Source organism: Halomonas sp. KM007 (assembly GCF_050709225.1).
In the GTDB taxonomy this organism is placed as follows: domain Bacteria; phylum Pseudomonadota; class Gammaproteobacteria; order Pseudomonadales; family Halomonadaceae; genus Vreelandella; species Vreelandella hamiltonii.
The window spans coordinates 791,022-805,193 of the sequence record NZ_CP136131.1 but is presented as its reverse complement, the minus strand read 5'-3'; the positions used below and the strand labels follow the sequence as shown (position 1 = coordinate 805,193).

The 14,172-nt window shown below is 59.0% G+C and carries 12 protein-coding genes; 5 read left to right on the top strand and 7 right to left on the bottom strand.

The genetic code is table 11. The features are described 5' to 3' along the window. Positions 1 to 4 precede the first annotated feature (4 nt). The 4 genes from RVM27_RS03755 to RVM27_RS03740 form a co-directional block, all read right to left on the bottom strand. Positions 5 to 3,100 carry a molybdopterin dinucleotide binding domain-containing protein gene (locus tag RVM27_RS03755; protein ID WP_498957386.1) on the bottom strand — a complete coding sequence of 1,032 codons (3,096 nt, stop codon included), beginning with the start codon at positions 3,098 to 3,100 and terminating at the stop codon, positions 5 to 7. Then, positions 3,093 to 4,286 (bottom strand): polysulfide reductase NrfD family protein, encoded by a 1,194-nt coding sequence (nrfD, locus tag RVM27_RS03750; protein ID WP_498957385.1) that lies wholly within the window; start codon positions 4,284 to 4,286, stop codon positions 3,093 to 3,095. Before nrfD ends, RVM27_RS03755 begins: the two co-directional genes overlap by 8 nt. Continuing rightward, positions 4,270 to 5,046: a sulfate reduction electron transfer complex DsrMKJOP subunit DsrO gene (gene dsrO, locus RVM27_RS03745; protein ID WP_137094539.1), complete on the bottom strand. Its 777-nt coding sequence runs from the start codon at positions 5,044 to 5,046 to the stop codon at positions 4,270 to 4,272. The genes nrfD and dsrO overlap by 17 nt, the downstream gene beginning before the upstream one ends. Before the next feature lie 255 nt (positions 5,047 to 5,301). After that, positions 5,302 to 5,574: a helix-turn-helix domain-containing protein gene (locus tag RVM27_RS03740; protein WP_498957384.1), complete on the bottom strand. Its 273-nt coding sequence runs from the start codon at positions 5,572 to 5,574 to the stop codon at positions 5,302 to 5,304. Positions 5,575 to 5,791: 217 nt separating this feature from the next. On the opposite strand from RVM27_RS03740, the gene purE reads away from it, so the two are divergent. From purE to RVM27_RS03715, 5 genes are all read left to right on the top strand, one after another. Next, positions 5,792 to 6,319: a 5-(carboxyamino)imidazole ribonucleotide mutase gene (gene purE, locus RVM27_RS03735; RefSeq protein ID WP_016916523.1), complete on the top strand. Its 528-nt coding sequence runs from the start codon at positions 5,792 to 5,794 to the stop codon at positions 6,317 to 6,319. 10 nt (positions 6,320 to 6,329) lie between these two features. After that, positions 6,330 to 7,475: a 5-(carboxyamino)imidazole ribonucleotide synthase gene (locus RVM27_RS03730; RefSeq protein WP_287808280.1), complete on the top strand. Its 1,146-nt coding sequence runs from the start codon at positions 6,330 to 6,332 to the stop codon at positions 7,473 to 7,475. 130 nt (positions 7,476 to 7,605) lie between these two features. Beyond that, positions 7,606 to 8,925, top strand: coding sequence for an IS4 family transposase (locus tag RVM27_RS03725; RefSeq protein WP_498940643.1), 1,320 nt, complete (start codon positions 7,606 to 7,608; stop codon positions 8,923 to 8,925). Between the two features lie 152 nt (positions 8,926 to 9,077). Next, complete coding sequence (locus RVM27_RS03720; protein WP_498957383.1) at positions 9,078 to 10,214, top strand: RNA-guided endonuclease InsQ/TnpB family protein; 1,137 nt, start codon at positions 9,078 to 9,080, stop codon at positions 10,212 to 10,214. Between the two features lie 174 nt (positions 10,215 to 10,388). Continuing rightward, positions 10,389 to 12,014, top strand: coding sequence for a diguanylate cyclase domain-containing protein (locus RVM27_RS03715; RefSeq protein ID WP_287808353.1), 1,626 nt, complete (start codon positions 10,389 to 10,391; stop codon positions 12,012 to 12,014). Here RVM27_RS03715 and RVM27_RS03710 read toward each other — a convergent pair. The 3 genes from RVM27_RS03710 to RVM27_RS03700 all read right to left on the bottom strand — a co-directional run bounded on the left by RVM27_RS03710 (position 11,992) and on the right by RVM27_RS03700 (position 14,091). Next, on the bottom strand, positions 11,992 to 12,816 hold the full coding sequence (locus RVM27_RS03710; protein ID WP_287808352.1) for a TraX family protein: 825 nt from the start codon (positions 12,814 to 12,816) through the stop codon (positions 11,992 to 11,994). The genes RVM27_RS03715 and RVM27_RS03710 overlap by 23 nt on opposite strands. A 78-nt stretch (positions 12,817 to 12,894) precedes the next feature. Continuing rightward, complete coding sequence (locus RVM27_RS03705; protein WP_287808351.1) at positions 12,895 to 13,065, bottom strand: amidohydrolase family protein; 171 nt, start codon at positions 13,063 to 13,065, stop codon at positions 12,895 to 12,897. A gap of 255 nt (positions 13,066 to 13,320) precedes the next feature. Continuing rightward, positions 13,321 to 14,091, bottom strand: coding sequence for a type 2 periplasmic-binding domain-containing protein (locus RVM27_RS03700; protein WP_498957382.1), 771 nt, complete (start codon positions 14,089 to 14,091; stop codon positions 13,321 to 13,323). Positions 14,092 to 14,172: the final 81 nt, after the last annotated feature.

Sequence of the window (14,172 nt, the reverse complement as noted above, 5' to 3'; positions counted from 1 at the left end):
CGGTTTATACGCGGCTTACTTTAACCGGTAGGCCTTGGCGCACGCTGGCGCCGCTAATCGGTTCAAGCCAAGTGCCGTCTACCGCCCGCGTAGGGTCTTTAAACCCCAAGTCGTTGATGTTGATGCCTGCCCGCATCCACGGCATATCAGGCTGGGGTTCACCGTCAATGATGTGTGGTGTGGCGCCTAAATCTTTATGACCGTAGCCGTGTTCAATACCCAGTGCGCCGGGCACAACGCTTTCGCTTACCAGGGCTAGCCCCACCACGCTGCCGCCAGGGCTTTCAATGCGAATGGTGTCGCCGTGCTGAATGCCAAAGCGTTCGGCATCTTGGCGGTGCATTTGCACGGGGTTGTAGGGCTTGATCATCCGCAGCCGTTCGTTACCGATGGCGTAGGAGTTCATCAGATTGGATTTGAACGAGAATGCCAGTAACGGCCACTCTTGCTCTGAGAAGATCTCCCGCATGGGCTGCTTATTCGCCATTTGAGGCAGCGAGTGACACGGTACGCCCCGGTTTGGCAGCCCATTGGTGGTATCAATGCTGGTGCCAACCGCTTCGTTATAGACACACAGGGTTTCTTTCCACTGGCGTTTTAAATGTTGGCCTACGAAGTGTTCACTGGCATCTTCAAAACGTCCACCCCGTGCGTACAGATAGGCCACACGGCTGCGCTCGTCGGCTTTCAGCGTACGTTCAAGCTTAGGCAGCAGCGGTGCAATGCCACTATGGGCAACGTCAGTTTCGTTCGCTTCTGGTAGCGGCGTCTCTTGGAAGGCAATATTGGCCGCTGCCCGCAAGTAGTAATCTTCAGCGCGGTTGAGGGGGTGCAGATTGCCATCGGTATCGGGGATGGCGTTATCACCGAAGCCCGGCAGCCCCAGCCGTTTAGCTACGGCGATAAAGAAGCTATCCATAGACACCGGCTCGCCTTCGGCGGTTTTTTGTTGGCGCGGTTCAACCACCGGCCAGCACGCGGTGGTCAGCTTGCCTAGCGTGCCTTTCCAGGAGCCTGCAAAGCCCCATACTTCGTACATCACTGAATCCGGTACGATGTAATCGGCGTAGCGGTTGGTCTCGTTGATAAAGCCATCAACCGCGACAAACAGCCCCAAGCGCTTGGGGTCTTTCAACTTATCAACAATCACGCCTTTTAAGCCCGCTTGGCCATAAATCGGGTTAGCCATGCAGCCAATCACCGCTTTAATGGGGTAAGGGTAGCCATCCAGCGCGGAAGGTAAATGTTCGGTGAGTGTTGGCGGCGCGAGCGAGCGCCAAGGAGCCTTAGCAGGGTAGGGGGGTTCGCCAGCCGCTACCTTGCGTTGATACTCCGACGATTTTTCATAGGGGAAACGTGAGCGCGAGAGAAAAACGCCCTGCGGGCCACGCTTGCCGGGGAAATTGGCTAAGTCGTAGCGTGGGCCTTCACCGGTGCCTTTATAGGTGCCGCCGCCCACCGCGCTGCCGCCTTTCATGTTGTAGTTGGCGGCCAACAGGTTGAGCATTTGAACGCCAAAAGCAGCGTAGAAGCCGTTGCCTGACATCATACCGCCGTGGCAGTTAACGGCGGCCTTACGGCCGTGGCTGGCATACTTTTTGGCTAAGTCGATAATCGTTGCTTTGGGAATACCACAATGTTCAGCATAGGTGTCCATGTCGTATTCATGGGCCGATTCACGCAGCAGCGTTAGGCTGGTTTTAACGGTGACGGTGCTGCCATCGGCAAGCTCCACTGCGCGCTCGGCAAATAGCTCGGCGGCCATGACATCTTCGCTGAGCGCGAATTCGCCGCCTGACACGACGACGGGAATATCCGCATCACTATCGGCCTCAGCAAGACCCAAATCGCTGGCGCGCAAAAAGTAGCCACGGCGCGGATGTTCGAACGTATCAATGATCAAATGCGTCGCGTTGGAGTGGGTGGTCTCACCTGCGGCATCGGCAGCGGTCTGGCCCGGCAGGGCGAGGAAGTCGCTGGCGTAACCCTCGTTATCCAGTAGCCACTGAATCATCGCCATGGCAAAGGCGCTGTCGGTACCGGGGCGAATGGGCACCCAGCGGTTATTATCCGCCGCGTGGGAAGTGGCGGCATTTAGCGCGGGGTCGACTACCACGTACTCAAGGGTTCCTGCAGCGCGCGCCTGAGCAAGCAAGCGGCCCTGACGCTTAAACGGGTTGCCTGCTTGGCTAGGCGCGCAGCCGATATACATGATGAACTGTGCGTTCTGAATATCGGGTTTTACATGGGCATTGGTGACAATATTGTTCATCACGGCCCCCGACCCCATGCGGAACGCCAAGCCGCAATAAGCACCGTGGTGGCCGTAGTTGCGGGTAGCAAAGGCGTTGAGCGTGAAGCGCTTGAGTAAATCGGAGCGCCCGTAGTCGGTGGCTTCCATGACCATCAGCTGGTTCGCCTTGGGGCCGTACTCTGGATTGGCAGGGTCGATAGGCGTGTCGTGGTCGTGAATGGCGCGCAGCCCATCTACATGGCCTTCACCAAACAGATCGCCCCCCTCACAAATCTCTTCAATCAACTGTTCAAACGAGATTTTTTGCCACTCCCGGTTACCGCGCTCGCCAACGCGCTTCAGGCAGTGGTCGATACGGAAAGGGTTGGTGATCTGGCTCATCATTGAGTTGCCACGGGCGCAGGCGGTAGAGCGATTTACTTGGCCCTGTTCTCCGTAAGCGCTCACGCTGCGCAATGCCTCGGCCACTGGAGTTCGCATTGGCAGATGGTCATCAGCAGAGAGCGGATGGTATGGGTTGCCAGATACACGCAGCACTTCGCCCCGGGTGTCATCGATGCGTACCCGCACACCGCATAGGGTAGTGCAGCCGTAGCAAATGGTAAAGGCGGTGCGTTGGTCGGGAGTGAGGGTTAGCTCGCCAGTGGCTAAGTCAACGCGGTACTCCGGCGTGAGCGAATTGCCGTGAATGTTGTGCTTGGGTTTTTCTCCTGCGCTGCCACTGAGTCCTTTGGCCATCTTGGCAAGCGGGTCAGCGTAGCCTACTGCAAAGGTGGCGGCACCGCCTGCGGCAGCAGCGCCTTTAAGAAACCGGCGGCGTGAGGGGTCTTGAGCAGACTTAGCCATGGTTAGGCGCTCCTTGTTCGGCGTTAAGCGAGTCACTGGATGTATTGGTATCGAAAGAGGGCGGCGGTTTAACGCCACCTTGCTGGGCTTGCCGCCATGGAATAAATAGCTCAATCAGTAAGATAGCGGCCAGCCAAAGCCCAAAGGTACCGACGATGCCTAAGATGCCGGAAGAGCCAGCGGGAATGCCATAGTGGTGGAAACCAGCACTATTACGGGCGACGTGCTGCACATCCATCAGCACCACCCAGCGGAACATCCAGCCCATATGAATAGCTACCAGGCCGAGTAGCCAAGCCCAGGCAAACAATGCGGGTTGGCGTTGGGCAGGGCGCGAGACTAACCACGCCACCGCTATAAAGAGCGTTATGCCAGTAATACCGCCCCACAGCGCGGTGCTGCGCCAGGAAGGGCTGTGACGAACAGACTCCAGCGCTGCTGCGACCGAGCCAACGTTGGCGTTAATACCATCCAGGAACCAGCTAGCCGCGATTAAACCCGCCACGGCACAGAAGGCAAGTAGGACATACAGCATTTGCCGAACGGTGGCGTGCGAACACACTCCGCTTACCCGGTTGAGTACCAGCACTAGCCCTGCTGCCGCGATGAAGCCTGTCGCGACCAGCATGGGCGGAAGCCATACGGTGTTCCATAGCGGGCGTGCTTTCACAATGGCAAGCTCCGCGCCGGTATAAAGCATAATGCCGCTGGAAAGCAGTAGTGCGGCTAGTCCCACGATGGCCACCAGCGCCCTTGGAGTGGCGCTATCGCCCAGACTTAGCCATTTAGCCATCCATCCGCTCAGCCCTGGCGCATTGCGCCGGGCCTGGAGCGCCGGGCGCCAAGCCAGCCAGGCAAGGCCCAGTACGCTGACGAGATAGAGCGGCAGAACCACGCTGCCAATAGACATCCACGAGTGGGTGTTGGCGTAAGCATAAAAGTGCCAAAAGCGCAGCGGTTGGTGTAGATCTGCAAGTAGTGCAACAGGTGCGACCAGCGTGGTGCTGACGCAAGCGATGAGTGCAAGACGTGCGGTGGGCAGCCACGCTTTTTTGCCGAAGATTAACGCGGGGGCTGCAAGCCAGAGACTCGCGTAGGAGACGGCGATCATGAAAAAGTACTGTACTGCCCAGGGGTACCAGGCAATGTCGTAGCGGGGGGCGAGCAGTTCAATGGTGGAATTCATAGCCCATCTCCTGGCCGTGGGGGTCAAACACTTCAAGCGCCACGGGTTCCGCCACGGGGCGTGTAGTGAAGCGTTCATCCATCCCGAGGTAGAACACTTGGGGAAGCGTGTTTTTTTCTGGCTGAAGTACCATCAGTGCATCACGGTGCTCTTGAATCATGCGGCTGATTTGGCTGTCAGGATTGCGCATATCACCAATAATCCGCGCACCTCCAACACAGCTTTCAACACACGCGGGCAGTAGCCCTGCCTCTAAACGGTGCGCGCAGAACGTGCATTTGTCGGCGGTTTGGGTGCGCTCGTTAATAAAGCGGGCATCGTAAGGGCAGGCGTTAACGCAATAAGCGCAGCCCACGCAGCGGTCGCTGTCCACCACCACGATGCCATCCTGCTGTTGGTAGGTAGCTTCAACGGGGCAAACGGGCACGCAGGGCGGGTTTTCGCAGTGATTGCACAGCCTGGGCAGCATAAACGTGGCAAGCTCACCGCTCTCCTGGTGCTGCACTTCGTACTGGGAGACTGTGGTGCGAAACTGGCCAAGCGGGGCGGCGTTCTCAATATGGCACGACACCGTGCAAGCCTGGCAGCCGATGCATTGGCGAAGATCAATCAGCATACCGTAGCGCTTTGTGGGATCACCTTCGCGCCGGGCAGGCTGCTGATTAATGCCTGCTTGGGCAAGGCTAGAAAAGGGTACCAGTGCAGCGCCTGCACTTAAGCGGGCCAGCTGGCCGAGTAGCGAGCGGCGTATGGCGTCCATAGCGCCTCCTTAGCGGGTAAAACGTCATTCGCAGGGGCGAATGGTCGGGGTACGCTAAGACTACTCCTTACGTTGAAGGGGAAAGTTGATTCACGTCAATGAGTTAGCGCGCTTTTCTTAATGCTCACTTAATCTTAAAACGCTAACTGATTGTTTTCATGAAAGATGTCCTATTAAGCGTGACAAACAAAAACAGGCTGACCCAATGGGCCAGCCTGTATCGAAAGGGGGTAGATTCTGATGTAGTAGCTGTTGCTATGGCGCCTCCAGCTCTAACGTGCGGCGCAGGACATTAAGCTCGTTGATGTCCAGATGCTCTAGCCTTCCGGCGAGCAGGTCGCTGATCTTTTGAACGGGTAAGCCAGCTTGGCGGGCTATTTCGCGGCTTCCCAGATCTGATACGGCGATCAGACGGGTAATAATACGCATGAGGCGCGTACGTTTTTCTAAATCCCTGACATCGAGGTCAGGGCTGCTTCGCGGAGGATCCTGCACTTCTGCGTGAGCAGTCGAGTATGCCGTACTCATGTGACTCCATGGGTCTGAAATGACAAACACACAATGCCGCCAACTCACGCGCTTTTCAATGCCTATTTAGATGAAAATTTCACGACCATGAGAAAGCCCGTAAACGCACTGGCTCTGGTAAACTATGCCCCTTCCCATTTTTCAATGAGCTGCAGCCTGTACGCGGCTCGTTCCACTGTTTTTCGCTAGAGCAGGCCATGGGCCGAGGAGTTATTGTATGTCGAACAGCGCACCCAAGGTGGGCGTGATCATGGGGTCGAAGTCGGATTGGCCGGTCATGGAGCACGCGGTGGCGATGTTGGAACGGCTGGGTGTTGCCTACGAAACCCGCGTGGTCTCGGCACACCGTACCCCGGACCTGCTGTTCGACTATGCGAAAAGCGCAGCGGAACGTGGCCTTCAGGTCATCGTGGCGGGCGCTGGCGGCGCGGCGCACCTGCCGGGCATGGTGGCCTCGCAAACGGCGCTGCCGGTGCTGGGTGTGCCGGTAGAGTCCAAGGCCTTGAAGGGGCTGGATTCGCTGCTCTCCATTGCACAAATGCCGGGTGGCATTGCCGTGGGCACGTTGGCCATCGGCAAAGCCGGGGCCACCAATGCGGGGCTGCTGGCGGCGCAAATCGTCGGCTTGCAGGACAGCGCCGTGCGTCAGGCCGTCGAGGCCTTCCGAGCAGAGCAAACGCAGCTGGTGCTGGATAACCCGGACCCCCGCCCGGATGCGCCTGCGGCCAGCGAATCGGCACAATAGGAAGCCCATCATGAGCGTGCATAGCAATCGCGTAAAACACATTGGCGTACTGGGTGCCGGGCAACTGGGCCGTATGCTGGCGTTGGCGGGCTACCCGCTGGGCAACACGTTTACCTTTCTGGACACCACCGGCAACCCTAGCGCCGGTATCGGTGAGGTGGTGGTCGACCCGGGTAACCAGCATCTGGCAGCGTTCCTCGACAAGGTCGATGTGGTGACCTACGAGTTCGAGCACCTGCCCGTGGCGCTGGTGCAGCAGATCGAACAGCACAAGCCGGTCTACCCCAGCAGCCGTGCCATTGCCGTGTGCCAGAACCGCGTGGAAGAGAAGGCGCTGTTCGACCGGCTGGGCATCCCGACGCCTGCCTACCGGGTGGTGGAGAGCGCCGAGCAGCTGCAGGCCGCTGCCACTGAGCTGGGCTGCCCCGTGGTGGCCAAATCCGTCACCGAAGGGTACGACGGCAAGGGCCAGGCGGTGCTGAGAGCGCCAGAGCAGGCCCAGGCCGCCTGGGAGTCGATTGGCCATTCCCGGTTGATCGTGGAAGCCTTCGTCGATTTCGTGCGCGAAGTGTCGCTGATTGCCGTGCGTGGTCGCGATGGGGAAGTGGTGTTTTACCCCATGGCAGAGAACCAGCACGTAGACGGCATTTTGCGCTATTCGGTGGCGCCGCTGCCCGACCTGGACAACAGCGTTCAGCAAACCGCCGATGGCTACATTCGTGCGCTGCTGGATGAGCTGGATTACGTGGGCGTGCTGGCGCTGGAGCTGTTCCAGACCCGCGACGGTAGCCTGCTGGCCAATGAGATGGCCCCGCGGGTGCATAACTCCGGCCACTGGACCATGGACGGCGCGGTGACCAGCCAGTTCGAAAACCATCTGCGGGCCGTACAGGGCTTGCCGCTGGGTTCGACTCAGGCGATTGGCCCCACCTGCATGGTCAACGTGATTGGGCAAGAGGGAGACAATCCCGCGCTGCTGGCGATTCCCCATACCCACCTGCACCGCTACGACAAGGCCGAGCGGGCGGGGCGCAAGCTGGCCCACGTGAACGTCGTGGCGGCCAGCCATGCCGAGCTGCTGGAAAAAGTACGCGCCTGCCAGGCACTGCTGCCGGGTGCTCCGGCGGTCGAGTGGAGCTTTGCCGACTCGCTCTGAGACGTGCGTTCGATGGCTGTCATGGCCTCTTAAGCCGCCCTTAGAGGCTAATGCCAGTCAGTTAAGAGTTTCATCAATGAGCTGACAATGCGATATTCCGGTATCAGTGATTCTCTGATACCGGATTTTTATGCATTTTAGTCAGGCCATTGATGCCATCGCTCGCGTTTCACCTGAACATTTCTCCAGCCTCGCGGATGTTCTCTCCCCCGAGCTGATTGACGAATGCCTAGCGCACGCCGGTGTAGCCACCTTGCGTAAGCGCCGTTTACCGCTTGAGATGGTGGTCTGGTCGATTGTCGGCATGGCCTTGTTCCGGCACATCCCGATGGGGCAAGTCGTTCATCAGCTTGATATTGTCTTACCCGGCCAACGTCCTTTCGTGGCACCCAGCGCCGTTGTCCAAGCACGTCAACGCCTCGGGGTAGAGGCTGTCAAACGTGCGTTCGAGCAAACGCAGGACCTGTGGCACGAACAAACCCCTCACCCTCATTGGTGTGGTCTCAGGCTGCTAGGCGTAGACGGAGTGGTATGGCGAACGCCTGACACGCCTGACAACCAAGCGGCTTTTACACGTACGCGTAACGCCTACCGAGAAGCGAGCTACCCGCAGGTGCGGATGGTGTGTCAAATGGAGCTGACGAGCCACCTAATCACGGGCGCCGCGTTTGACAGCATCTCGACGGGCGAAGTGGCGTTAACGACAGACCTGATCGCCAGTACACCTGACCACTCACTGACGTTATTTGACCGTGGGTTTTATTCGCTGGGTCTGCTGCATGCGTGGCAGCAAGCAGGCGAACAGCGCCACTGGATGATCCCGTTACGGAAGGGAGCGCAGTATGAAGAGATCTACTCGCTGGGACGTCAGGATCGACTGGTTCGTCTGACGACATCCCCACAAGCACGAGCGAAATGGCCAGACTTGCCCGCGACGTTAGAAGCACGTCTGATGCGTCGTAAGGTCAAGGGAAAAGAAGTTCAGGTGCTGACGTCGATGACCGATCCGCTGCGCTTTCCTGCTGCTGATATCGTGGATCTTTATAGCTATCGCTGGGAAATCGAGCTGGGCTACCGGGAAATGAAGCAGTCACTGCTGGGCAGCCGACTCACGCTGCGTAGTCGTACGCCGGACATGGTTCGCCAGGAGTTATGGGGAACGTTGCTCGCCTACAACTTGATACGCTTTCAGATGGCGCGAATGGCCTACAGCTTGGACAGCATTCACCCCAATCAATTGAGCTTTCACCAAGCTGCCCATTTTATTATCAAAGAGCTATCTATGTTGCCGGCGGTGTCACCTGGCCGTCTTCCCGAGGTCATGAGGTCGATGCTAGAGATGGCGCCTTCCTTCTTGTTACCCGATAGACGAGAACGGTCATACCCGCGTGCTGTTCGGACACGACCACAAAAATATGCGGTTAGAAAAATGCCAGTCAGGCTTAACTGACTGGCATTACCCTTAGAGGCGGCTTTTTCATGTTCGAAGGCTACTTTTACCAAACAGCGCGTAAAGCATCGCCCAGTCGGGCGGTGATACAAGCGCGCACCGCGTAGCGGTGCCAGATTGACTTCGCCTCATTACCCTGATATTTATACAGCATGACAAAGCGTGCCTACAAAGAGCGGTTCTACCCCACCTCCGAACAGGCTGAGCTGCTGGCGCAGTCGTTCGGGTGTGCCCGTTTTGTCTGGAATAATACCCTGGCCTATCGCACCGAGGCGTATCAGCAGCGCGGTGAATCGGTCTCGCACTCATCGGCGGAAAAGCGACTGGTGGGCTTAAAGGCGGAGTTTCCGTGGTTGCGGGATGTTTCCAGCGTGATCCTGCAGCAAACGCTCCGCGACCAGAAAGCCGCCTTCGACAACTTCTTCAACCCAAAGCTCAAGGCGCGCTACCCACGTTTCAAGCGCAAGGATTGCCGGCAGTCGATCCGGCTGACCAAGGCCGCGTTCCGCTATCGGGATGGTGAGATCACTATCGCAAAAGCGAAGACGCCGTTACCCATCCGATGGAGTCGGTCACTACCCTCTGCACCCTCTACCATCACGATTTCACGCGATCGTGCTGGACGCTACTTCATCAGTTGCCTGTGTGATTTCGTGCCAAAAGCGCTTCCGGTCACGCCCAAAACGGTCGGCATTGACCTTGGCTTGAGCGATTTGTTCATTACCAGTGACGGCGCAAAATCGGGCAATCCGCGTCATCTGAAACGCTACGAGGCGAAGCTGGCCTGCTTGCAGCGCCGGTTGGCGAAAAAACAGACAGGTTCAAACAACCGCAACAAACACCGTTGGAAAGTGGCACGGCTACATGCCAAGATCGCCGACTGTCGCCGTGACGCTACCCACAAAGCGACCCGCGCACTCATTAACGAAAACCAAGTCCTGTGCGTCGAGTCACTTAATATCATTGGTATGATCAAGAATAGACGGCTTTCTAAATCCATTAGCGATGCCGGGTGGGGTGAGTTCGTCCGGCAACTGGAATACAAGGCCGCCTGGGCGGGGCGCCAACTGGTGAAAGTGAGCCAGTGGTTCCCCAGCAGCAAGCGGTGTCATGGCTGTGGCTACAAGGTTGAGAAACTGCCGCTGTCGCAACGTCACTGGCACTGCGAAAGCTGCGGCTATCCCATTGACCGCGACATCAACGCGGCCAGGAATATACAAACCGCCGGGCTGGCGGGGTTAGCCTGTGGAGCGACCGGAGCGGAGGGCAGCGGCCTAGCTGCTATCTAGTGAAGGCGTGTGGAAGCAGGAAGGTTCTGGGGGTGATCTCAGAACCCTCGCCCAAAGCGCGAAGCGCGGCGGGCGGGGAGTGTCAGTGCGTAAACATGCTAAAAGATAGGGCGTGATAAAACGTTTGTATTAATCAATAAGATTGGCCCATAAGCCGACGAAAACGGGGGTTCTATGTCGCCCAGCAAGCCAGTGGCGTCGACGGCAACTGCGTCAGGGTTACGCAGCGGCTACCAGCGCGATCACCATCTCACCCTGCAACAGCTGCGCGGAGAAAAAGTGCGGATGTTGTATGACAACCTTTGGCAACCGGTGCTCAGCAGCGTTTTGGCGGGCGGCTTGCTGGTGGCGGCGATGTGGCCCGTGGTGGAAGGCTGGGTGCTGCTGGGTTGGTACACGGCTTTGGTGGTGGTGTCGGGATTGCGTTTGGCGTTGGCTCACCGTTTCAAGCGCTTGCCGATTCAGCAGCAGCAACGGCACCGGTGGCTACGCTGGTTTGCCATGGGGGCCATTGTTTCCGGGGTGGTATGGGGCAGTACGGGAGTGCTGTTGTTCAGCCCTGAATATCCGGGGCAAATTGCGGCGCTGTCGATCGTGCTGGCCGGTATCGCGGCGGGGGGCGTCACGACGCTGTCTTCGGTGTGGTGGGTGGCCACTGGCTTCGTATTGCCCATCCTGTTGCCTTTGAAATTCCAGTTCATGCTGATGGGAACACCGCTTTCCGTGTTGATCGGGCTGATGCTGGTCCTGTTTCTGCTGCTGATCCTGATCACCAGCCGCCGCTTGAGCCGAACCATCCATGACAATATCGCCCTGCGCGTTACCATGGCGGCCCGTGAGGCACAGCTTCGGGAAAGCGAAAACCGCTATCGCTCGATTTTCCAGCACTCCCCCTTGGGTGTTTTGCACTTTGACGACCAGGGGCAGATCACCGACTGCAACAGCAAGCTGCTGGAGATCCTGGGCGTCGAGCGTTCTCGGCTGCTGGGCTATCGCATGCTGGACCGTTCAGCCGACCGAAGCGTTGCCCGGGCCGTTTCCGCGGCGCTGGAAAAAGGCACCGGCTACTACGAGGGGACCTATCGGCTACCCAAGGCCAGTGAGGGGACGCCGCTGCGAGCGTTCTTCAACGGCGTACATGGCATGGATAACCGGATGATCGGCGGCGTGGCGATCATCGAAGACTTCACCGAGCGCAAGCGCAGTGAGGAGATCATTTATCGCCAGGCGTACTACGATGCGCTGACGGACTTGCCCAATCGGCGCCTGTTCATCGAGCGTATGGCAACGCTGTGCCAGGAGGAGGAGAGGCCGCAGCGGGGTGGCCTGGTGATGTTCATGGACATGGACCGCTTCAAACTGATCAACGACACGCTGGGACATGCCGCGGGCGATGACCTGTTGGTGCAGGTGGCGCGGCGCTTGGAGTCGTGCCTGCGCGACGGTGACATGGCCGCCCGGTTGAGTGGCGATGAGTTCGTGCTGCTGGCGCAGTTTTCAGAGCCTGATCTGGACAAGCTGAGCGCCCTGGCCGAGCAGTACATGCAGCGAGTGAAGCAGGCGCTGTCGGGGGAGTATCGGCTGGAGAGCCGCTGGGTAGAGGTGACCCCGAGTATGGGGTACACCTGCTTTGAAGCGTCTACCTGTGACCATGCCGAAGTGCTCAAGCAGGCCGATACCGCCATGTATCAGGCCAAGCTGGAAGGGCGTGATCGGCTGCGCCGCTACCAGCCCTGGATGCAGGACGAGGTCAATCGGCAGGTGGCAGAAAAGACGTTCAACCTGCCAGTTGGCCGCTGATCAATAGCCACAGGGCAATCAGGGCGAAGTGCCCTGGGTACCAGGCCAGCCACAGGCGGCGGGGCATGGCCAGCGCCACGGGCGGTACGCGCTGGGCGGCGCCCGCGGCCAGCATCAGCACCAGAACACAGGTACCGACGGTAAAGGATTTGGCCATGTCCGATGCGTTCATCTGCCCGGCGATCCAGAGCACCGGAAACGCCGCCAGACCCGCCCATAGCCTTGATTTGAGGGCATCGCGGGTCTCGCTGAGGGCCTGCATGGCAAACATGAACAGCGGAATCAGCAGCAGGCCGTTGTGGCCATACTCCACCCAGAAGCCCAGCAGATACCAGACGGTGACACACACGGCGGCCCCCAGCATCAGCCAGCCCAGGCCCAGCGTTTGTGCCTGGTAGTGCTGCCACCCCTGGCGTACCAAGGCACCGAGTGCCAGGCCGCTGGCCAGCGTAAAGCAGACATTCAGGATAAACGCATCCGAGGCCCTGGGCATCATCATGTAGGGCACTTGTGCCGCGATACCGATGATCAGGATACGGCGTGCGTAGCGCAGCGGCTTGCGGGTGTTGAACAGGCCGTGCCAGGCCACCATGGCAGCAAACAGCGGAAAGGCAATGCGCCCAATCGAAGAGCCCGCCCAGCCCAGGTCCCAGGCATCGGGCAGTACGTAGCGGGTCAGGTGGTCCACGGTCATGGTGAACAGCGCAAGCCACTGGCCCCAGGCGGTCCAATGGGACGAGGGGCGCATCGTCTCGGGTAGGCCCGTGGAGGGCGTTGCGTGTGCCGCTGAGTATTCTGCCATGTTACCTCCTTGTAAAAGCGCATTATGCCATTAAAGACCCGCATTGGCTGAGCAAGTTCGCTGGGCGGCTTCGGGCGCTCAGGGGGCGCTGAAAATCGGTTTGCCCAGTGCCCACACGTGGTCAATGGCCCAGCGACCTTCGCTCAACACGATGAAATCGGCATCCGAACCGGGTATCAGGCGGCCTTTTTGGGGAAGCTTCAAGGCATCAGCGGCGGTGGTGGTAGCACATTGCAGGGCGTGCTCCATGCTGATCTAATGAAGACGATGCCTGATTTCCCTGCGAGCAGCCCGGCGGTGCGGGCGTCGGAAGCAAGCCGCGTTAACTCTTGGGTAGTGGGGTGGGCTATTCGTCGAACCACTCGCTCAGGTAGAAGCGGACAATGGTGCCACGGGTACCTGGGCGTTGCGCATGGGGCGCAGAGGGGAATAGGCGGTCTGGAGTCATGGTATTGGCGTGCTGCCATGCCTTCCCTGAGGAAGGCATGGCGAGACGGTCAATGCTTACTCTTCGCCAAAGTAGCGAGTGTAGATTTCATCGTAGGTGCCGTCTTCCTGCAGTTCGGCCAGTGCTTCGTTGAAGCGCTCGGCCAGGGCCTGGTCGCGCTGGCGGAAGGCGATGCCGAAGCCGTCACCGAAGTACTCCTTGGGCTCGCTGATGCGCTCGCCTACGACCACGTACTCGGTGTCTTCGTTGTTCAGCAGGGTGGACTGGCCGATCGGATAGTCGAGGAAGACGATATCCAGGCGCTGTGCCTGCATGTCCAGCACCATGTCGTCAGCGGTGGAGTAGCGGCTGACGCTGGCAATACGGCCGTATTGGTCGGTCACGTAGTTGTCTTGCAGGGTGCCGCGCTGTACGCCGATGGTCTTGCCGGCCAGGGTCTCTTCGTTGGCCTCACTGAGTTCCAGGCTGGCGGGGGCAAACCAGGCCGACGGCATGGTGATGTAGGGGTCGGAGAACAGCACCTGCTGACGACGCTCGTCGTTGATGGTCATCGACGACATGATGGCATCGTAGTTACGTGACATCAGGCCCGGAATGATGCCGTCCCACTCCTGCTCGATCCACTCGCAGGTCACGCCGATGCGCTCGCACAGGGCGTTGCCCAGGTCGATATCGAAGCCGGTCAGCTCGCCGTCGGGGGTGCGGTATTCCATGGGCTCGTAAGGTACGTCGACGCCGATACGCACGTGGTCGTAATCACGGGCTTGAGCAGAAGACGCAGCAGCCACGGCCAGGCCCAGCAGAGAAACGGTCAGCAGTTTTTTCATTGTAGACTCCAAAGGAAGCAGGTTCACCGGAGGTGATCCCCTTTAAGCTACCCCAGCTTGCGGTTGGCGAAAAGGGGGGTG